The organism is Streptomyces sp. NBC_01485 (genome assembly GCF_036227125.1).
Taxonomy (GTDB): domain Bacteria; phylum Actinomycetota; class Actinomycetes; order Streptomycetales; family Streptomycetaceae; genus Streptomyces.
This window is the reverse complement of the sequence record NZ_CP109435.1, coordinates 7,147,254-7,167,424: the sequence shown is the minus strand read 5'-3', so window position 1 is coordinate 7,167,424 and position 20,171 is coordinate 7,147,254. Positions and strand designations below refer to the sequence as shown.

At 68.4% G+C, this 20,171-nt stretch carries 16 protein-coding genes and 1 pseudogene; 4 read left to right on the top strand and 13 right to left on the bottom strand.

Going from position 1 to position 20,171, the window contains the following annotated elements:
* Positions 1–65: 65 nt before the first annotated feature.
* The 7 genes from OG352_RS32460 to OG352_RS32430 all read right to left on the bottom strand — a co-directional run bounded on the left by OG352_RS32460 (position 66) and on the right by OG352_RS32430 (position 7,774).
* Positions 66–1,154 carry a sugar ABC transporter substrate-binding protein gene (locus OG352_RS32460; RefSeq protein WP_329221835.1) on the bottom strand — a complete coding sequence of 363 codons (1,089 nt, stop codon included), beginning with the start codon at positions 1,152–1,154 and terminating at the stop codon, positions 66–68.
* Positions 1,155–1,288: 134 nt separating this feature from the next.
* A complete protein-coding gene (locus tag OG352_RS32455) occupies positions 1,289–2,488 on the bottom strand; it encodes an ROK family transcriptional regulator (RefSeq protein WP_329221833.1) in 1,200 nt (399 codons plus the stop codon).
* A gap of 316 nt (positions 2,489–2,804) precedes the next feature.
* Positions 2,805–3,737, bottom strand: a complete 933-nt coding sequence (locus OG352_RS32450) for a carbohydrate ABC transporter permease (protein ID WP_329221832.1) — start codon at positions 3,735–3,737, stop codon at positions 2,805–2,807.
* A 2-nt stretch (positions 3,738–3,739) separates the two neighbouring features.
* The gene (locus OG352_RS32445) at positions 3,740–4,666 is read right to left on the bottom strand and encodes a carbohydrate ABC transporter permease (RefSeq protein ID WP_329224046.1); all 927 of its coding nucleotides are present in this window, start codon (positions 4,664–4,666) and stop codon (positions 3,740–3,742) included.
* A 45-nt stretch (positions 4,667–4,711) separates the two neighbouring features.
* Positions 4,712–6,205: an N-acetylglucosamine/diacetylchitobiose ABC transporter substrate-binding protein gene (ngcE, locus tag OG352_RS32440; protein ID WP_329221831.1), complete on the bottom strand. Its 1,494-nt coding sequence runs from the start codon at positions 6,203–6,205 to the stop codon at positions 4,712–4,714.
* A 252-nt stretch (positions 6,206–6,457) separates the two neighbouring features.
* On the bottom strand, positions 6,458–7,168 hold the full coding sequence (locus OG352_RS32435) for a hypothetical protein (protein WP_329221830.1): 711 nt from the start codon (positions 7,166–7,168) through the stop codon (positions 6,458–6,460).
* 90 nt (positions 7,169–7,258) lie between these two features.
* On the bottom strand, positions 7,259–7,774 hold the full coding sequence (locus OG352_RS32430) for a hypothetical protein (RefSeq protein ID WP_329221828.1): 516 nt from the start codon (positions 7,772–7,774) through the stop codon (positions 7,259–7,261).
* A gap of 248 nt (positions 7,775–8,022) precedes the next feature.
* On the opposite strand from OG352_RS32430, the gene OG352_RS32425 reads away from it, so the two are divergent.
* The 4 genes and pseudogenes from OG352_RS32425 to OG352_RS32410 all read left to right on the top strand — a co-directional run bounded on the left by OG352_RS32425 (position 8,023) and on the right by OG352_RS32410 (position 12,116).
* Complete coding sequence (locus tag OG352_RS32425) at positions 8,023–9,135, top strand: helix-turn-helix domain-containing protein (protein WP_329221826.1); 1,113 nt, start codon at positions 8,023–8,025, stop codon at positions 9,133–9,135.
* 13 nt (positions 9,136–9,148) lie between these two features.
* Positions 9,149–9,730 carry an HD domain-containing protein gene (locus OG352_RS32420; RefSeq protein WP_329221824.1) on the top strand — a complete coding sequence of 194 codons (582 nt, stop codon included), beginning with the start codon at positions 9,149–9,151 and terminating at the stop codon, positions 9,728–9,730.
* A 122-nt stretch (positions 9,731–9,852) separates the two neighbouring features.
* Positions 9,853–10,116 (top strand): annotated as a pseudogene (locus OG352_RS32415) (hypothetical protein); the annotation flags it as partial.
* Positions 10,117–10,178: 62 nt separating this feature from the next.
* A complete protein-coding gene (locus tag OG352_RS32410; RefSeq protein ID WP_329221821.1) occupies positions 10,179–12,116 on the top strand; it encodes an alpha-glucuronidase in 1,938 nt (645 codons plus the stop codon).
* 14 nt (positions 12,117–12,130) lie between these two features.
* Here the strand turns inward: OG352_RS32410 and OG352_RS32405 are convergent, their stop codons facing one another.
* The 6 genes from OG352_RS32405 to OG352_RS32380 form a co-directional block, all read right to left on the bottom strand.
* On the bottom strand, positions 12,131–14,182 hold the full coding sequence (locus OG352_RS32405; protein ID WP_329221820.1) for a beta-galactosidase: 2,052 nt from the start codon (positions 14,180–14,182) through the stop codon (positions 12,131–12,133).
* Positions 14,179–14,865: a hypothetical protein gene (locus OG352_RS32400; RefSeq protein ID WP_329221819.1), complete on the bottom strand. Its 687-nt coding sequence runs from the start codon at positions 14,863–14,865 to the stop codon at positions 14,179–14,181. Before OG352_RS32400 ends, OG352_RS32405 begins: the two co-directional genes overlap by 4 nt.
* Before the next feature lie 103 nt (positions 14,866–14,968).
* Positions 14,969–16,477 (bottom strand): GH39 family glycosyl hydrolase, encoded by a 1,509-nt coding sequence (locus tag OG352_RS32395; protein WP_329224045.1) that lies wholly within the window; start codon positions 16,475–16,477, stop codon positions 14,969–14,971.
* A gap of 11 nt (positions 16,478–16,488) precedes the next feature.
* Positions 16,489–18,144: an ABC transporter substrate-binding protein gene (locus OG352_RS32390; RefSeq protein WP_329221818.1), complete on the bottom strand. Its 1,656-nt coding sequence runs from the start codon at positions 18,142–18,144 to the stop codon at positions 16,489–16,491.
* 39 nt (positions 18,145–18,183) lie between these two features.
* On the bottom strand, positions 18,184–19,098 hold the full coding sequence (locus OG352_RS32385) for a carbohydrate ABC transporter permease (protein WP_443072406.1): 915 nt from the start codon (positions 19,096–19,098) through the stop codon (positions 18,184–18,186).
* Positions 19,095–20,084: an ABC transporter permease gene (locus OG352_RS32380; protein ID WP_329221817.1), complete on the bottom strand. Its 990-nt coding sequence runs from the start codon at positions 20,082–20,084 to the stop codon at positions 19,095–19,097. Before OG352_RS32380 ends, OG352_RS32385 begins: the two co-directional genes overlap by 4 nt.
* Between the last annotated feature and the right edge of the window lie 87 nt (positions 20,085–20,171).

The following is a 20,171-nucleotide window of genomic DNA, read 5'->3' as shown; positions in this document are numbered from 1 at the left end:
GGCAGCGGGGTGTGAAGGTGGGGCGGGCGTCGGACAGGTCTCGCGGGGCCGCGTCGGCCGGGTGCCTACTGGAGGCCTGCGGCCTTGCAGGCGGCGGCGTACTCGGGGGTGCAGATGTCCGCGACGGTGTACAGCCCGTCCTTGACGACCGTGTCCTTGATGTTGGCCTTGGTGACCGACACCGGGGTCAGCAGCTGCGAGGGCACCTTGTCGCCGGAGCCGCTGGTCAGCGTGGTGGTGGCCAGGGACTTGATGTCCTTGCCCTCCAGCAGGTTGACGGCGAGCTGGGCGGCGGTCTCGGCCTCGGGCTTGTAGGCCTTGTAGACCGTGGCGGACTGGGTGCCGGCGACGATCCGCTGGATGGCCGCGAGCTCGGCGTCCTGACCGGTCAGCGGGATGCTGCTGATCTTCGCACCCTTGAGGGTGTTGGCGATGCCACCGGCCATGCCGTCGTTGGCCGCGTAGACGCCCGCGATGTTCTTGGCGCCGAGCTGGGTGATGGCCGCGGACATCTTCTGGGCGGCGATGGTGTCCTTCCACAGGCCGGACTGCTCGTAGGCGACCGTGACCTTGCCGTCGAGGACCTGGTGCGCGCCCTTCTTGAACTGGGCGGCGTTCGGGTCGGCGTCGTCACCGTTGATCATGACGATCTTCGACGCGGGGGTCGCCTTGGCGCCGAGGGCGTCGAGCAGGGCCTGACCCTGGAGCTCGCCGACCTTGACGTTGTCGAAGGAGACGTAGGCGCTGACCGGGCCCTGAGCGAGGCGGTCGTACGCGACGACCTTGACGCCCTTGGCCACCGCGGACTGGATCGACGACTTGATCGCGGCGGAGTCCTGGGCGGAGATCACGATGACCTTCACGCCCTTGGTGACCATGTTGCTGACCTGCTGCGCCTGCTTGGCGGGGTCGGCGGCGGCGTTCGCGTACTCGAGCTTGCAGTCCGAGCAGAGCGCCTTGACCTTGGCGTCGAAGTACGGCTTGTCGAACTTCTCGTACCGCGCGGTGACGCTGTCGGGCAGCAGCAGGCCGATGGACTTGTCGCCCGAGCCGCTGCTGCCGGAGTCGCTGGCCTTGTCGTCGCCGGCCTTGCCGCACGCGGCGATCGACAACGCCATGGAGACGGCGGTGGCGCCGATCACGACTCTACGCATCGTTGCGTTCATTTGGGTTGTGCCTCCCTGACAGGGCCGCAGCGCTGCGGCCGAGGTGGCTGGAAGTCAACTCGGCCACACGTGCGACGTCAAGAAGTAAATACTTAACGAGATGGCAACGAGTCATTCGTTCTCTAAGTGAAGACAGGTGTCGCTGCATGCAGGGTGCCGTCCAAAAGGGTGGAATCGCCCATCTCGCTCAGCGCGAGAGCAAGCGCTCCCAGTACCTCCGCACGACCCCCAAGTGCCCCTGGAAGAACGGTGAGTTGACGCGCCGCACTCGGAATCGCATAGCGGCCGACGGACTCTCTTATCGGACCGAGCACCAGCTCACCGGCCTCGGCGAGATCACCGCCCAGGACCACTCGGCTCGGGTTCAGCAGGTTGCAGAGATTGGCCACTCCACTTCCGATGTGTCGGCCCACGTCGGCGATCACCCGACGGCAGCCCGGGTCTCCGTCCCTGGCCAGCCGCACGACGCCTTCCATCGTCAGGTCCGTGCCGTGGCTGGACCGGAGGAGCGGCAGCACATAGCGCGCGGCCGTGAAGGTCTCCAGGCAGCCCCGGTTTCCGCAGCGGCAGACAGGGCCGGATTCGTCAAGTGTAATATGTCCGATTTCTCCTGCCGTTCCGCCGGGCCCCCGGTAGATCTTGCCATCGATCACCAGACCGGCGCCGACACCGCTCGCGACCTTGATGTAAGCAAGATCACGAACGCCTCGGCCGCTGCCCCAGACCATCTCGCCGAGGGCGCCGAGGTTGGCGTCGTTGTCCACGTGTACAGGAACGCCGAGCCGGACTCTCATCTCCTCGGCCGGCCTGGTGCCGATCCAGCCGGGCAGGATGGCGGAGGAACCGAGCGTGCCGGACTCCAGTTCGATCGGTCCGGGTACTCCGAGACCGACTCCGGCGACCTTCGTACGGTCCACCCCGGTGGCCTCGATCAACCGGGTGACCAGTTGCTCCGCCCGGTCGAACCCCTGCGCCGCCGAGGCGTCCACATCGAGCGGCTCGGACTCCTCGGCGAGGACCTGGTGGGCCAGGTTGCCCACGGCGACACGCAGGTGAGTATGGCCGAAATCGACCCCTATGACGATGCCGGCGTCGCCGCTGAGACTGACGCTGCGGGCCCTGCGTCCACCGGCCGAGGTGGGCGTCACCTCGACCGTGCCGCCGTCCTTGAGCTCGCGCACGATGTTGGAGACGGTCGCGGCGGACAGACCGGTCGTCCGGGCGATCTCCGCCTGCGTGAGGGACCCGGCCAGCCGCACGGCGCGCACGACTCGCTCCAGGTTGGCTCGGTGCAGCGACGACTGCGACCCGGGAGTCTCCACGACGACCTCCTGCGCGCGGGGCCGCTTCGATGAGGCCCCGTCTATGTCCAACTAGTGAACTCTAAGCTGAGCTGTTCGGGTCGCCTCCCGTCAAGAGGTTGAACGGTATCCACGTGGTTGCGGAGAGACACAGCGGGTGGCCGGGGCTGTGGTTACGGGGCGTATGGGGGCATGTGCGGGGTGTTGCGAAGCGGGGCGGGCGGGGTAGGTGGGGGCGCGGGCGGGGCCAGGTAGTGAAGGCGAGATCGTTGGCCCGAGCAGCGTTTCGACGGGCGGGGGCGGGGGCGCCGCCCGTGCTCCGGAGGCGTGGGCGTGACTACTTCAGCGCACCCGCGGTCAGCCCCTGCACCACCTGCCGCTGGAAGACGACGTACGCGGCCAGCACCGGCAGCATGGCCATCACCAGTCCCGCGAAGAGGCCCGACCAGTCACCCTTGTAGCCCTGGCTGACGGCCAGTTGGACCAGCCCCTGGGTGAGGACGCGCTTGTCGGGGTCGGTGTTGAGGACCGTGGGCAGCATGTACTGGTTCCACTGGCCCAGGAAGTTGAAGATGCCGACGCTGATCAGGCCGGGCTTGGCCATGGGCAGCATGATCTGGAAGAACGTACGGCTGTGCGAGGCGCCGTCCACGAAGGCCGCCTCCGCCACCGACGTCGGCAGCGTGCGGAAGAACGCCGTCAGGAAGAACACCGTGAACGGCAGCGAGTAGGCGATGTAGACGAGGATCAGGCCGGGCAGGGAGTTCAGCAGGCCCATGTTGTTGACGACGTAGAACAGCGGGACCAGCGCCAGCATGATCGGGAAGCTCATGCCGCCGATGAAGAGGAAGTAGACGAAGCGGTTGCCCGGGAAGTCGAAGCGCGCGAGGACATAGGCCGCCATGGAGCCGAGGACCAGCGTGCCGATGAGTGAACCGCCCACCACCACAACGGTGTTGAGGAAGTAGTCGCTCATGTTGGCCTCGGTCCAGGCCCGCGACCAGTTGTCGAGGTGCAGCGTGTCCGGCAGCGACCAGGGCGAGCCGAAGATGGAGCTGTCGTCCTTGAAGGACGTCATCACCGCCCAGAGCAGCGGCAGTACGACCATGATCGCCCAGAGGACCAGGATGCCGTGCGAGAAGGCGTTGAGGACCTTTCCCTCCGGTTTCGTCTCCCGGGGCGGTTTCCCGGAGGGCAGGTCGATCTTCGTGACGGGAACGCCGGAGCCCGGTTCGGCCGGCAGAGGGGCGGGGGTCTGTGTGGTCTTCAACGTCAGTACTCCAGCCGCTCGCGCCGTCCCAGCCGCATCACGACCGCGGCGAAGGCCAGCGTCACGACGAGCAGGGCGACGCCGATGGTGGTGGCGTAGGCGGCCTGACCGTCCCGGAACGCCTTCTGGTACACGTACAGGACCATGACGGTGGTCGAGTAGTCGGGGCCGCCGGGGCCGGTCGTCATGATCTGTACGACCGCGAACGACTCGGCGCCGAGCGCGAGGATGCCCATGTAGACCCAGCCCGACTGCACCGTGTCCCAGAGCAGGGGCAGGGTGATGCGGAAGAACGTCGCGGCCCGGCCCGCGCCGTCCAGCAGCGCGGCCTCGTACAGGTCGACCGGGATGGAGGCCATGCCCGCCGAGAACAGGACCACGAAGAAGCCGACCGTGGACCAGACGAGCACCGCCATCACACACCACAGCGCGAGGTCCGGGTCGCCGAGCCAGAGGGGCTGGACGCCGTCCAGTCCGATCCCCCGCAGGAACGAGTTGATCGCCCCGCTGTCCGGGTTGTACGCGAAGGCGAACAGCAGCGCGACGATGGCGATCGACAGCACCTGCGGGAAGAAGTACACGATCTTGTAGAAGGAAGAGCCCCGGACCCCCGAGACGACCGGGCCGCCCTTCCTTCTGCGGCCACCGACATTGATCATGAAGGCGAAGAACAGCGCCAGACCGATCGTCACCAGCGGCAGCACGATCGCGAACATCAAGCTGTGCTGCAAGGACTTCCAGAAGACGTCGTCTTCCAGCATCCTCCGGTAATTGTCCAGGCCGACCATCTTGAATTCTGGGCTCAGGCCGGTCCAGTCCGTGAACGAATAGTAGATGGACTGGATGAACGGCCACACCACGAAGAGCGCGTACAGCCCCAGGGGCAGCGCCAAAAACCCCACGATGAACCGGTACTTGCCGTGCTGCATCGCCACTCCGGTGCTTTTATGGACAGTTGGCCGTAATTCTCGCCGTCACTGGTGCTTGTAATGCTTGATCGTCGTGTCCTGGGCCGTGGCGTCGGCATATCCCTGGATCTTCTTGATCGCCTCGGCCGGGGTGAGCCGGCCGGCCATCATCTCGCCGAGACCGGACACGCCGATCTTCTCCTTCTGCAACTGGACATACCAGTCCTGCAGTCGCGGATTCACCACGTTGGCGCCGGCCTTGTCCAGCGCCGCGACCCCCGACTTGAGTCCCGGGGTGAGGGTGATGCCGTCGGTACCGCCGTTGTACGCGGTCAGTGACTTGACCTTGGCGGTGAAGTTCTTGGACGACGCCTCGCTGAGCATGACGCGCAGTTGTTCCATACCGCCCGGCGTGTTCTTCGCCTTCGCCGGTACGACGAACGGCTCGCCGCCGGAGGCCCAGATGGTGCCGAAGGGCAGCTTGTCGGAGGAGTCGATGCCGGTGGGCGCGGAGACAACCAGGTCGAAGTCGGCGGGGGTGACGTTCGCCGACTCGTTCTCCACCCAGGAGCCGTTGGGGATGAACAGGGCCTTGCCCTTGGCCCACGCGGTCTGCGACTGGATGTGGTCCAGGCCGGGGGTGCCCTGGAGGACGTAACCCTTCTTGTACAGCTCGTAGTAGGCCTCGAAACACGCCTTGACCGCCGGGTGTTTCCAGGCGTTCGGCTCCAGGTTGTCGATGGCGTCGAGGACCTCGCGCCCGCCGACCTTGCCGATCATCGGGTACAGCGAGAAGGGCAGGTAGTACGGGTATTTGCCCGCGTACGTCCAGCCGGCCATGCCCTTCTTCCTGGCCTTCTCGCAGACCGCGAGCATCTCGTCCCAGGTCTCGGGGTACGTGGCGTCGAGCGAGTCGAGGGCCTTGTGCGAGTACCAGACGCCGTACACGGTGTAGGCGTAGTACATGATCCAGACCGGGGCGCCGTCGAACTGGCCCATCTCGACGATGCCGGGGCGCAGGGTGTCGCGGACCTTCTTGCCTGGGTCGTCGTAGGACGCGGCGTCGAGGAGCGGGGTGAGGTCGGCGAGCTGGTTCTTGCCGACCAGGACGCCCATGTCCATCTGCTCGGCGCCCGAGTTGTCGATGAGGTCGGGCGGGGTGCCCTGGTTGAAACGGGGCTGAAGCGTCGACTGGATCTTCTGGGTGGCGGAGAACTTCACCTTCGCACCGGGGAAGTTCTCCTCGTAGATCTTCACCGCGTCCTCGGCGTATTCCTTGCCGAAACCGCCGTCGAACAGGACGAATTCCATCTGGGCGGTCTCGTTGACCGCGAGGGGGTTCTTCGTGGTCTTCTTTCCGGCCTTCGCCTTCTGCTCGTCACCCCCGGCGCTGCTGGCGCAGGCGGACAGCAAACTCATCGCGGGGACGGAGATCAGGCCGAGTGCCGCCGACCTCTTGATCAGATCTCTGCGGCCGACACCGGCAAAACTGTTCTTCTCGGAGCCTTCGTACTCGGAGCCGTTGTTTTCGGAGCCTTTGTACTCGGAGTGGGATCCCATGCTCAAGTCCTCGCCTTCTCCAGGACTCAGGCGGTGAACCGGATCCTTCCCGGCACCGCGGTCAGGTCAAGCAGGGTCGTATGGATCGCGACAGGTATAGTCCACTTCTTGCCGACGGAGCAAGATCGAATGCAAGGTTGGCCATCGGTCTTTTCCGAGTTGAGACCTCATGGAAATATGACCGGGCGGTGGGTGGCCTGTCGGAAAATCGCAGGACATGGGTCCCGCCTGGCGCAATCAGCATCCTTGACATCACTGTCCACTTGGACCACTACTGATTCCTGCGCAACCAGGAGAAAAACGTTGTTCTGCAGCCCCTACGAGGGCACTGAGGGCGACCTCCTCGACGCCGTGGAGAGCCACCACCCTGCGGGCGGCGAGGACCCATCGCAGCCGCGCATCGTCCTCGTACGGCACGAGGTCCAGGCCGTCACTGTCGGCGCTCGAGGTGGGGCGGGGCCGCAGGGTCCTGGGCTCGTAGAGGATGCCTGCGACGCCCCAGGCCGGCGTGTGCTTGACGAGCGCCGCGGTCCACCCACGGCGCAGATGGGGGCACTCCTGGACAGCTTCCCGTGCGCACGCTTCGTGTACGGGCGGAGCCGCCGACAGCTCGCCCTCGCTGACGGGGCGTCCCGAGGTGGAGTGCATCAGGAACAGCAGCCGGCCATCGGGGCGGTCACCGACGGTCGGTCCGCCGCACACCTGGCACAGGTCGCGGTCCATGGCCTGCCGCTGGCGCAGGGCGTGCACGCCTGCGAAGTGCGGCGTGCCACGGCCGGGCGCGACCGGTACCCGGAGCCACAGCACGTCGTCACGGCGGTCGGTGTGGTGCTCGTCCTGATAGCCGATGCCCGGACCGCCCCACCTGCGCGGCACGATCGGCGGCTCCCCCGGTGCCTCGGCGGACCAGGGCGTGATGAACGGTACTCGCAGGCCTCGCCAGTGCAGCGGACTCCGGGTCATGTCCCCTCCGGGCAACAGCAGTTGGCGATGCGCCAGGCGAGGGCCGCAGCCACCGCGAGCAGTACGGCGAGGTACAGCACGACGCGCCAGTCAGGCCTGCGCATGGCCGGCCTCCTCGGCGGGCTCATGGCATCCAGCGGCGATCAGCCGTGCCACGGCGGCCACATCGCCGAGCAGGCCCATCCCGATCATCGGGACCGCCCAGTACGAGGATCTCGTTTCCGGGTCGAACTCGGTGATGTCTGGTCGCGGCACGCCAACGTAGCTGGTACGTCCCAGGCACTCGACTCCCACGTACCGCCACGCCACTGCAGCCCTGCGCCACATCACGGGTAGGCCGGCTGGTACCAGCGCGTAGTAGGTGAGGCTGCGCGGGTCGCAGATGACCGGGGTGCCTCCCACGAGGGCCTCACGCAGGAACTCGTCGAGCCTCGGGGAAGGAGCCTCCTGTTGGGAGGCCGCAGCGAGCATGAGTCGTCCGGGCAGCTTTACGGCCGCGAACAGGGTCCCGGTGGGGATCAGGGTCGCCTGGTTCTTGTCCCACTCCATCCGGGCGCGGTTCCGGCCAGGCCCCGGGAGGCCGGACAGCAGCCAGTTCCCGGTCATCAGGCGGCGGTGGGCAGCAGGGCGTACGAGAACGCCAGGGCCGCCGTCGCCGGGGCGCAGCGCGCGGGTTCTGGTGGGGGGTTCCTGCTCTGGCCGGGCACTCACCGGCATATCGGCATCCACGACTGCACCGTCCCTATACGCTCTGTTTTCGGGTGACTACCTGGAGAGTAGGAAGTCGCGCTCACGCGTTGAAGTGACCGCCAGTACAGGTAGGCACGGCGTACCGCACGGGGAATGGTGGTTGCATGCCGTCGAGTCCAGGACCAACCCTGACCGGCAGTCAGGGTTCGCCTTCAAAGCCCCGAGTCGGCGTCATCTCCGGCTACGTCTTCCGGGTAATGCGCGAGCACTTGGGCCACACCCAGGACACGATGGCCGAGCAGCTACGCGTCTCGGCCGACAGCATCGCGGGATGGGAGTCCGGGCGCCGGCCACTGACCGCGGTCTCCGTCGGCCAGATGCTCGTCTACCGCCACCGGTTCATGCAGATGGGTACGTCACCCGCGCTGCTCCAGGCTCTAGAGCGAGCGATAGAGGCGGACGTACTCCTGTCCAGCGCACTCGACGACGAGGCCCCCATCGAAGACAGTCCGCTGGGGGCACGGGTCATGCAGCGCGACCTGGTGGGGGTCCTCGCCTGGCCGCTCAACAGCGTGCCACCGCAGCCGGTGCGCGACCTGCCAGCGGCGTCGCGGCCGCGACGCGGGCCCGCGCCCTCGGCGCCTGAGCTGTCAGCCGTCGACCGCAAGGTGTTCTTCGCACGGATGCGTCAGACCGCCGAGCAGGCCCGCGGCGATCGGCAGTTCCTGTTACGACGTCAGGCGCTCTACCTGTCCGGCTACGACGACCAGGACGACACCGCGGACTGGCTTGCCCACCAGCAGGCCGCGGAGCGGCCGAGTGGCTGGCTCATCGACTGGCTCAATGCCCGCTCCGTCGCAGCCGTGGCAGCGCGCCACGGCGACCGCGACCGCATGGGCCACTTCATCGACACTGCCCTCGGCGACGACCGCGGCAAGGCCGCCAACCTCAGCTACTGGGCCTACTGGATCGGCGAGATGGGGCAACTGGAGCTCTCGGACGACTTCATCGCCTCTCCCAACCCAGGACCCTGGCCCGGCGACAGGCTGCTCACGCACCTCGCCCACGGGCTTTCGACGGTGCACGGTTACGTCGACCTCAACATCCATTCGCTGTGGTCTCTCCTCGCCGTCCGCCCGAACCTTCTCCGGTCGGGGACAGCCAGCCGCGCCCTTCGCGAGCGGCTCCCCATGATGTTGGATAGCCCGGAGCTCTCCCCTCGCGCGCGCCGTGAGCTGGAGAGTGTCGCATATGCAGTCCGCCTCGCCGAGGCGTGAGAGGAGTCCGACAGTGACTGAGCTGGACCAGGTGGCACGGTTCTTGTACGAGGCGGGGACGCTCAAACAGTCCAGGCGTACGGGCTGGTGGATGGCCGGGGTACGGGATCCGGAGAGCGTGGCCGAGCACGCTTGGCGGACGTCACTGATCGCGTCGATCATCGCGAAGCTGGAGGGCGCGGACCCGGCCCGAGCCGCGTTCCTCGCGGTCTGGCACGACTCCCAGGAGACGAGGACCGGGGACGTCAACCACCTCGGTAAGAAGTACCTGGGCGGCGAGGCCGACCCACAGGCCGTGACCGCCGACCAGACGGCGGGCATGCCCGAGGTCCTCGCCTCCACGATCCGCGAGTTGATCGGCGAGTATGAGGGCCGCGAGTCGACTGAGGCCGTCTGCGCCCGCGACGCGGACAAGCTGGAATGCATGCTGCAGGGCATCGAGTACAAGGCGCAGGGGTACGAGCTGGCCCAGCGGTGGATCGACAACAGCCGCAGCCGCCTCGTGACCAAGACTGCCAACGATCTCGCGGACCAGCTCCTCGGCATGGACCCCCTCGAGTGGCTGCGCGCCGTCCTGGGCGAGAAGTCGAGCTAGGGCCGGGCACGACGAAAGGCCCCCTGCACGGCCCGCGTGGCGGGGTAGGCCGACCTGATGACCGGCACGTCGTCGGACGGCCGGGGCCTGGCCAACCTGTACGGCGGACGGGACCGTCTCCGGTCGGTCTGCCGGTCGACGGCTCCGGGAAGGCGGTGCAGTACACGCTCACCTCGGCCGGCCACTCCTCGGCGCCCGCCGGCTGGACCCTGCTGGGCTCGTCCGACGGGACGACCTGGAAGCCTCTGGACCGCCGCTCCGGGCAGACCTTCGCCTGGGACCGGCAGACTCGCGCGTTCACCGTGCGGTCGCCGGGTACGTACGAGAGGTACCGCCTGGTGTTCGACGGCCAAGTCCAGTTGTCCGAAGTGGAGTTGCTCTCTTGAACCGACCGGACCGACCAGACCTGCCGGACCGACCTGACCTACCGGACCCCGCATGGCTGCCCATGGATGCCTTCCGACCCCTGGGAACCCGGCGGACCCTGATCCGGGGAACCGGCCCCCTCGTCGAGACCGTGCGCGCCGAAGTGACCAGTGCCTGCGAGCGGTTCGGCGGGGAGGTCGTGCGGGACGGTCCGTACGACCTGCTGCTCGATCTGGTGGCCGGCGACGACCTTGGGCTCGGCGCGGAAGGGTTCGCGTTCGCCCGGGCGGGCGGTACGACGACCGTCACCGCGTCCGGTCAACACGGCGTGCTGTACGGGCTGTTCCATGTCGTACGGGTCGGAGAGGACGCCTTCCGGGGCACCCGCGCGCGCGAGGTTCACCGCCCGGCGGCGGCGCTGCGCATGCTGGACCACTGGGACAACGTGGCCGTGCACCCGGTCATGGGCCAGGTGGAGCGAGGATACGCGGGAGGTTCGCTGTTCTGGCGGGACGGGCGGGCACGTGGGGACTTCGCTCAGGTGCGGGCGTACGGCAGGCTGCTGGCGGCCTGCGGGGTCAACGCCGTCTCCGTCAACAACGTCAACGTGCACGAGGCCGAGGCCCGCCTGCTGACCGACCGCATCGGCGAAGTGGCCGACCTCGCGGGCGCGTTGCGGCCGTACGGGATACGGACGCATCTGTCGGTGACCTTCGCCGCGCCGGTCGTGCTCGGCGGGCTGTCCACGGCGGACCCGCTCGACGAGGCGGTGCGGGGCTGGTGGGCGGAGGCCGTGCACGGGGTGTATGAGGCGATCCCGGACTTCGGTGGGTTCGTGGTGAAGGCCGACTCGGAGGGTCAGCCGGGCCCGTTCACCTACGGCCGCTCGCACGCGGACGGCGCGAACATGCTGGCCACGGCGCTCGCGCCGTTCGGCGGCACGGTCCACTGGCGGGCGTTCGTGTACGACCACCGGCAGGACTGGCGGGACCGCTCGACGGACCGAGCACGGGCCGCGTACGACCATTTCGCCCCGCTCGACGGGGAGTTCGCCGACAACGCCGTGCTCCAGGTGAAGCACGGGCCGATGGACTTCCAGGTGCGCGAGCCGGTCTCACCGGTGCTCGGCGCGCTGCCGCGCACCCGGTTCGCCGTGGAGGTGCAGGCCACGCAGGAGTACACCGGGCAGCAGCGGCACGTGTGCTGGCTCGGGCCGATGTGGAGCGAGGTGCTGCGCTTCCGGCCGGACGGTGAACAGGGAGCGACTGTAGGGGAGTTGGCGCAGGGCGGGCTGGTCGCGGTGTCCAACGTCGGTGACGACCCGTTCTGGACCGGGCATCCGCTGGCCCAGGCGAACCTGTACACCTTCGGCCGGCTCGCCTGGCGACCGGACGCCGACCCGCACCACATCCTGGACGAGTGGATCGCGCTCACCCTCCCGTCCGCGTCCACGTCCGAGCGGCTGGCCGCCGGGCTGCGCGCGGTGCTGCACGGCTCCTGGCGGACGTACGAGAAGTACACCGCGCCGCTGGGCGTCGGTTTCATGGTGCAGCCGGGGCACCACTACGGGCCCGGTGTCGACGGCTACGAGTACAGCCCCTGGGGGACGTACCACTTCGCGGACCGGGACGGGATCGGCGTCGACCGCAGCGCGGCGACCGGCACCGGCTACGCGGCGCAGTACGCCAAGCCGTGGGCCGAGTTGTACGAGTCGGTAGCCTCCTGCCCCGACGAGCTGCTGCTGTTCTTCCACCACGTGCCGTACGGGCATGTGCTGAGGAGCGGGAAGACGGTCGTCCAGCACATCTACGACACGCGTTTCGAGGGCGTCGAGGAGGCAGAGGAGGCCCGCCGGGTGTGGGCGGGCCTCGCGGACCTGGTGGAACCGGCGCGGCATGCGCGCGTGGCGGAACGGTTCGAGGAGCAGGTGCGCTGCGCGCGCGAGTGGCGGGACCAGGTGAACAGTTATTTCCTGCGGAAGTCCGGCATCCCCGACGAGCGGGGACGCACGATTCACTGAAGCCGCGGGGACGGTTACCGAAGCCGCAGTACCGCGACGCCCAGCGGGTCCAGGGTGAGGGCTTCGCCCTGGTCCAGCCGCTTGCCGGTGAAGACGTCGGTGGCGGGGGTATGAGCGGTCAACCGGGCTGGTTCCGCTGCGTGGTTGAGCAGAAAGAGGAGGCGCGTGCCGTCGGGGGCGACTCGGGTGGCGGTCTCGACGGTGCGGTGGTCGGCGTACGGGCCGATCAGGTCGTGGCGGGCGAGGACGCGGCGGACGACGTGGTCGACGCCGGGCTGGTCGAGGGCGGTCGCCACGTACCAGGCCTCCCCCGCGCCGAAGTTGTTGCGGGTCACGGCCGGGGTGCCCGCGTAGAAGTCGGCGCCGTAGGTGCCGACCGGTTCGGCGCCGCGCAACTGGACGATCTCGAAGACCAGTCGGGCCAGGGCGGTGAACTCCCCCAGATCTATGGGCTGTTCGACGTCCATCGGCCGGGCGTCCCACTCGTCGACGCGGATGCCCATGAGGGGGGCCAGCGGGCCCGGGACGTCGGTGAGGAAGGCGCGGTCGTGTTCGTCCGAGCGGGCGGTGAGGAAGGTCGCGAGGACGGTGCCGCCGCGCCGGGCCACGGACTCCAGGCGCTCGGCCAGATCGCCTTTGACGAGGTGCAGCAACGGGGCGAGGACCACGTCGTACGGTGTGAGGTCTGCGGTCACCGCCACGACGTCCACGTCGGCGCCGGCCTCGCGGGCGGCCCGGTAGTAGGCGTGTACGACGTCGGTGTAGCGGACCAGCCGGGAGGGGCCGTCGGAGATCTCCAGGGCCCACCAGCTGTCCCAGTCGAAGAGGAGGACGGTCCGCGCGGGGGTCCGGGCACCGAGGGCGAGCGCCCCGAACTCGGTCAACTCCCTTCCCAGAGCGGCGACTTCGCCGAAGACTCGGGTGTCGTCGCGGCCCGCGTGGCCGATGACCGCGCCGTGGTACTTCTCGCAGGCGCCGCGTGAGGCGCGCAGTTGGAAGTAGAGGGCGGCGTCCGCGCCGTGGGCGACGGCCTGCCAGGTGGCGAGGCGGAGTTCGCCGGGGCGGCGCAGGGGGTTGACGTCGCGGCAGGCGGTGGTGGACGGGGTCTGCTCCATCAGCCAGAAGGGGGCGCCGTCCTTGAGGCCGCGCATCAGGTCGTGGGCGAGGGCCGGACGGGTGGGCGGGGCGTCGAGCGGCGGGTAGTTGTCCCAGGAGGCGAAGTCGAGGTGGGGCGCCCAGCGGTGGTAGTCGAGCGGGCGGTAGGCGCCCATCAGGTTGGTGGTGACGGGCGTGTCCGGGTCGTGGGCGCGGATGGCCGCCTTCTCCGCCGTGAAGCAGCCGAGCAGGGCGTCGGTCATGAAGCGCTGGTAGTCGAGGGTGAGGCCCTGGAAGGCGGTGTGGTCGGGGCCGCGCCAGTGCTCGGTGAGGGCGCTGGGCGGCTCGATCTCGGCCCAGTCGGTGTAGCGGTGCGACCAGAAGGTCGTCCACCAGGCGTCGTTGAGGGTGTCGAGTGTGCCGTGCCGTTCGCGCAGCCAGCCACGGAAGGCTTCGGCGCACAGGTCGCAGTAACAGGCGCCGCCGTACTCGTTGTTGATGTGCCAGGCGAGCAACGTCGGGTGTGCGGCGTACCGTTCGGCGAGGCGGCCGGCCAGGGCGGTGGACAGTCGGCGGTACACGGGCGCGCTGGGGCAGAAGTTGTGCCGTTGGCCGTAGCGGTGTCGTCGGCCCTCGAAGTCGGTGCGGTTGACCTCGGGGTGTTTCTTCGCGAGCCAGGGTGGGAGTGCGGCGGTCGCGGTGGCGAGGCAGACCTGGCGGCCCTCGGCGGCCGCGCGGTCGAGAACGGCGTCGAGGATCGTGAAGTCGTAGACGTCCTCGGCGGGTTGGGTGAGCGACCAGGTGAAGACGCCGACGGTGAGGGTGTCGATGCCGGCCTGCGTGAACAGGCGGTGGTCCTCGTCCCAGACCTGCTGTGGCCACTGCTCGGGGTTGTAGTCGCCGCCGTACGGGATCTTGTCGGTGCGCGGGAGGCGGCCGTCGTTGCCGTTGCCGTTGCCGGGGGCGGTCATGCGGTGAAGTCCTCCTGGGTCTCGGCGATCACCGGGCGGCTCGACCGCAGCAGGGAGAGCAGCAGCGGTGCGGCCAGCAGCGCGGGCAGGGCCTCCGTGAGCAGGGCGGTCAGACCGGCGGCCAGGACGAGCAACGAGCCCGCGGCGAGGGTGGCGCGGCCCCGCCGGAGCAGGAAGTACGCGGCGAGGCGGGCGGTGTCACGGGCGCGGAAGGTGAACAGCGACGTGAGGACGAGCGCATGGGCGCCCCAGAGGAGGGAGGCCACGCCGATGCCTCCGAGGAGCACCGCCCACCAGCCGGGCAGTCCGGTGGCGGCGAAGTGGGTGAGGGTGAACGCGATCACGGTCAGCCAGGCCAGCAAGGGCGCCCAAAGCTTCAGCGCGGGGCGGGCGTTGAGCCGCCAGCCGCGCAGGTACGCGCGGGCCGGGTGCAGGTCGGTGAGGTCGCGGCTGCGGTGGTGGAGGGCGTACAGCGCGGCGGAGGCGGCCGGGCCGAGCGGCAGCAGGCAGCCGGCGGCGAGCGGCAGGTTGGCCGGGTCGGGGCCAAGGAAGAGCAGGCCGGCGAGGCCCGGGGCGACCGTCGCGAGGAGCAGGGCCTCGACGGTGAGGAGGGTGTGCAGGAGGGCGGCGGCGCGGGACAGCGGCCCGGCGCCGAAGCCCACGGTGTGCTGCACGGTGCTCATGACGCCGCCCTTGCCGGAAGTCGCTCACCGGGCCGCTCATGGCGTGGCCTCGCCAGGCGGGCGGCGGGGGGAGGAGTACGCGGTCGCGAAGCGGATGCCGGGCTCATGACGCCGCCCCGCCGAGCAGTCGTCGTTCGTCCCACCAGGGTGGGGTCTCGTCGGTGACCGGGCTGAGTTCGACGAGGGTGATCTCGTGGCGGGCCAGGGTGAGTCGCAGCTCGGCGCGGCCCTCGGGCGCGGGCAGTCGGCGGTGGGTGCGGGCGGGCTCGGCGGCCTCGTGCAGGACGTCCAGTTGCCCGCGTTTCGGCGAGCGCGGGCTGCCCATGTGCCGCCAGGCGGCGTAGGCGTTTCCGTGCTCCTCGTCGACGGTGGAGCGGCGCACGAAGACCTCCCGGGCCGCGACCGGGAGGGACAGGCGCAGCACGTGCCGGTCGGGGCCGGGGGTCTCGCCGGTCGGGTCGACGGGCGCCCAGGCCAAGGCGGTGACCCGGCCGTCGGGGTGGCGGGTCACGAGGTGGTCGTCGCCGCGTGCCAGCAGGTCGGGGCCCATCCGGGCCATGAACGCGTACAGGTGGTACGTCGGCTTCCTGACCTGCCGGTGGGTGAGCAGCCCGAACCCGCCGTGGAAGAGGGCCGTGGGGACACCGGTCTCCTCGAACATGTCGCTGAACGTCCAGTACGAGAAGGAGTCGACGAGGTCGCCGCCGTGCGCGAGGACCGGGGCCAGGTAGGCGGCGTGGAACGCGGTGTCGTGGATCGGGTTGTCGGGACGGTAGGAGGAGTTGAACTCCGTGATGTGGACGGGGAGTTCGGCCAGCCGGGTGCCCTTGAGGCGGTCGCGGGGGGTGGCGAACTGGTCGAGCAGGCCGGAGGCCGGGGCCAGCGTCTGGTGGACGCCGAACGGTACGTGCTGTGCGGGGCCGGAGGTGTAGGCGTGCTTCGACACGAAGTCGACGGGGACGTCCCGGTGTTCGGCGAACTCGGCGAACCTGTCCAGCCAGTCGTCGGCGCCCGGGGAGATCGCCGGGCCGCCGACCTGGAGACCTGCGTCCACCTCCTTCACGGCGTGCGCGGTGACCTCGTACAGCCGGTGGTACGCCTTCTCGTCCGCGTCCTGCCAGAAGCCGGGCAGGTTGGGCTCGTTCCACACCTCGATCGGCCAGGTGCGGACCTCGTCGAGGCCGTAGCGGTCGACGAGGTGGGCGAGGGTGGCGCGGACCAGATCGGCCCACTCGCGGTGGGAGCGGGGCGGGGTGACATTGCCGCGCCACCAGAAGATGGTCTGCGTTCCGGAGGCCAACTCCTCGGGCATGAAGCCGAGTTCGAGGAAGGGGCGGATGCCGGCCGCCAGATAGGCGTCGACGACCTGGTCGACGTAGGTGAAGGAGTGGTGGCGGTGCCGGACGCCCTCGTGGTCGTACGGGCGGTACACGCCCATGCCGTCGCTGAGCAGGCCGTGGCCGCGGATGTACCGGAAGCCGATGTCGCGCTGGAGCAGGGCGAGGGAGTCCTGGTAGTCGCGGCGCAGGGCGAGTTCGACGCGGCCGGTGCCGACGCAGTGCCGCCAGGCGTCGGAGAGGCGGCCGGTCGGCTCGGCGGGGACGCTGATCACCCGTTCTCCCTTCACCCGTTCTCCTTCTTGAAGCGCTCGCGCGCCTTGTTGTGCAGGCCGACGAGCTGATCCATGTTCTTGGCCTTCAACTCGCTGACGTAGTCGTCCCATTCGGACAGCGGGCGCTTACCGAGGACGAACTTGAGCATGTTCTGCGTGACGTGGTCGCGCAGGGGGGTGTCCCAGAGCGAGGCCTGCTCCTGCTCCACGGACTGCAACGGGTGGGCCGGGTCGATGGGCAGTTGCTCGCGCTGGGCCATGGCGTCCTGGAACTTCTTCTCGTCCGGGCCGAAGGAGGAGGAGACCAGCGCCCAACTGCCGCCGTAGGTGAAGACGCCGTTGAAGAAGCCGTAGTCCTTCTGAAGGTCCTTCGGGGCGTCCGGGTTCGACCCCATGAGGGAGATGCCGGGCTCCAGCTTGTACTGGCCGCCGGTGTACGCGTAAGTGACGTCCTGGACACCCCACTTGGAGAAACGCTGGCCCTCGTCCGAGTACCACAGCCAGTCGACGAACTGCATCATCGCGACGAAGGTGTCGCTCTTGAGGGCCTTGGTGGAGATCATGACGCCGTTCTCCAGCCGGGCGCCGCCCATCACCACCGGGCCGGCCGGACCCAGTGGCACCGGCACCATCTCGATCTTGGCGCCCTTGACCTGCTTCTCGAGGTTGTAGCGGTAGTTCTGGACCAGCTCCTGCGGGTTGGCGCTGATGACGAAGGACTTCTCGCCCAGGAGTTTCTGCACCGCCTCGTCATCGGTCTGGGTGAAACTCTCCGGGTCCATCAGTTTCTCGGCGACCAGCTTTCTCAGGTACTCGACCATCTGGCGGTAGGCGTCCGTGGCGCCGGTGAAGACGAACTCCCCGGCCTTGGAGTCGAAGCTGATGTTGTCGTAGGTCCAGCCGGCCCGCACGCCGTACGCCTGGCCGAGGTAACTGAGCAACGCGGCTGCGGGGAAAGGCGTGTTGGTGCTCCAGCGGTCGGAAAGAGGGTAGCGGTCCGGGTATTCGGCTTTGATCGCCTTGAGGACGTCGTACACCTGGTCCCAGGTGGTGGGCAGGCTCAGCCCGAGCTTTTCGAGGACGTCCGTGCGCAGGGACAGCGAGTATCCGGACTTGACCTTCTCGTGCAGACCGGGGAGGAGGTAGTACTTGCCGTCGGACTGCCGGATGGAGTCGAGTTCCGGTTCCAGCTTCCATTTTCTGACCTTGTCCTGGAAGTTGGGCATCAGGTGCACGTACTCGCTGATGGGAAGGATCGCGCCCGACGACACGAAGGCGACCTCCGACGGGTGGTACGTCTTGGGGATCAGGAACGGGGCGTCGCCCGCGCCGATGAGGACGCTGCGCTTCTTCTCGTAGTCACTGAGCGGGACGTCGACCGGCTTCAGGGTGATGCCGGTGCGCTTGGTGAGTTCCTTCCAGAACAGCCAGTCGTCCTTCATCGGATAGTTCGGGTTGTTGTTGTGCAGCACCGAGAACGAGAGCGGCTTCGACGCCTTGAACTGCTGGCCGGCCCGGTACTCCTTCATCGCGCCGTTCTGCTTCTTGGAGAGGTCCTTGGAATCCCCTCCGTCCTCGCCGCTGCCACACCCGGTGAGGGTGGCGAGGCCCATGAAGCCTGCTGCGGCGAGGAGTTGACGGCGTGACAGCTGACCTGCGTTCTTCACGGATACTCCCTTGTTCCGTCAGAGGTACGGCTACGGCTCTCAGCCCTTGACCGCGCCGAGCATCACGCCCGAGACGAAGAAGCGCTGGACGAACGGGTACACGCAGAGGATGGGCAGCGACGTCAGCACGATCGTGACCGCCTGGATGTTCGCCCCGACCTGGCTGAGCTGCTCCGTGCCGGCGCCGGCGTTGCCGCCCGTGGTGGCGCCCGAGATGAGGTTGCGCAGATAGACGGTGGCCGGCATGAGATCCGTCCGGTCCATGTACAGGTACGCCGAGAACCAGGAGTTCCAGAACGACACCGAGTAGAAGAGCACCATCGTCGCGATGACGGCCTTGGACAGCGGCAGCACGATCCTGAGCAGGACGCCGTAGGTGCTCAGCCCGTCGATCTCGGCGGCCTCCTCCAGCTCGGTCGGCAGGCTCTCGAAGAAGGCCTTCATCACCAGCAGGTTGAAGACGCTGATCGCGTTCGGCAGCGCGATCGCCCACACGGAGTTCTTCAGGCCGAGGCTGGTGACCAGGACGTAGTTGGGGATCAGTCCGCCGGTGAAGAACATGGTGAACACGGCGACGCCCACAAGGACACCGCGCCCCCTGAGGTTTCTCTTCGACAGGACATAGGCGTAACAGGTCGTCAGAACCATGGCGATGACGGTGGATACGACCGTGTAGAACACGGTGTTGCCGTAGTTCCGCCAGAACATCGAGTCCTGGAAGACGATTTCGTACGTGGTGAGGTTGAACCCCTTGGGCCACAGGTTCACTTCACCGGCACGGATCTGCCGTTCGCCGCTGAAGGACCGGGCGACGATGTTGACGAAGGGGTAGAGGGTCACCAGCACGACCAGGGTGAGGATCACGCCGTTGACGCCCTGGAAGACGCGGTAGCCGCGCGTCGGCTGGTTCACGGAGGTGCGCGGACGCGGGGCGCGGGGGGTCAGGAGGCTCACCACACGCTCGTCCCCACCGTGCGTCGCGACAACTGGTTCGCGCCGGTGATCAGCACCAGGCCGATGACCGCCTCGAACAGGCCGATCGCGGCGGCGTAACTGAAACTGTTGGACTCGACGCCGGCCCGGTAGAGGTAGGTGGAGACCACGTCGGCCGTCGGGTAGGTCAGCGGGTTGTACAGCAGCAGCACCTTCTCGAAGCCGACCGCCATGAACGTGCCGATGTTGAGGATCAGCAGCGTGATCATGGTGGGCCGGATGCCGGGCAGCGTGACGTGCCAGATCTGCCGCCAGCGGCTCGCGCCGTCGATGCGGGCGGCCTCGTACAGGTCCTCGTCGATCGTGGTGAGCGCGGCGAGGTAGAGGATCGTGCCCCAGCCGGCGGTCTGCCAGATCTCCGAGCCGACGTAGATCGTGCGGAACCAGCCGGGTTCCTGGATGAACCGGACCGGGTCGTGGCCGAGCCTGCCCAGCACATGGTTGACCGGGCCGTCCGTGCCCAGCATCTGCAGGGTGATGCCCGCGACGATCACGATCGACAGGAAGTGCGGAAGATACGAGACCGACTGGACGAACCGTTTCAGCGAGCGCCGGCGCACCTCGTTGAGCAGCAGCGCCAGGACGATCGGGAGGGGAAAACAGAACAGCAGCGTCAGCCCGCCGAGCCACAGCGTGTTGCGGAAGACCTGCCAGAACGTCGGGTCGGTCAGGAACATCCGCACATAGCGCAGCCCCACCCACTGCTCCCCCAGGATCGAACCGCCCGGCTCGAAGCGCCGGAAGGCGATCACGTTGCCGATCATCGGCAGGTAGCGGAAGACCAGGAAGAACAGCAGCGGCAGCACGGCCAGCGAGTACAACTGCCAGTCCCGGCGCAGGGATCGCCGCCAGCCGCGGCGCGCGGCCGGACGCGCGGGACCGTGCCGGGTCTTGGGCGGCGGGTCCTGGGTCCCTGGGGGTGGGGCCGATGTGGTGGAGGTGCTCATGCTCGGGCCTCCCGGGGCGATCTTCGAAACGCTCGACGCGCAGCGCGTGATCTCGAAACTTTCGTGCCCTTACCGGTAACTCTGCGG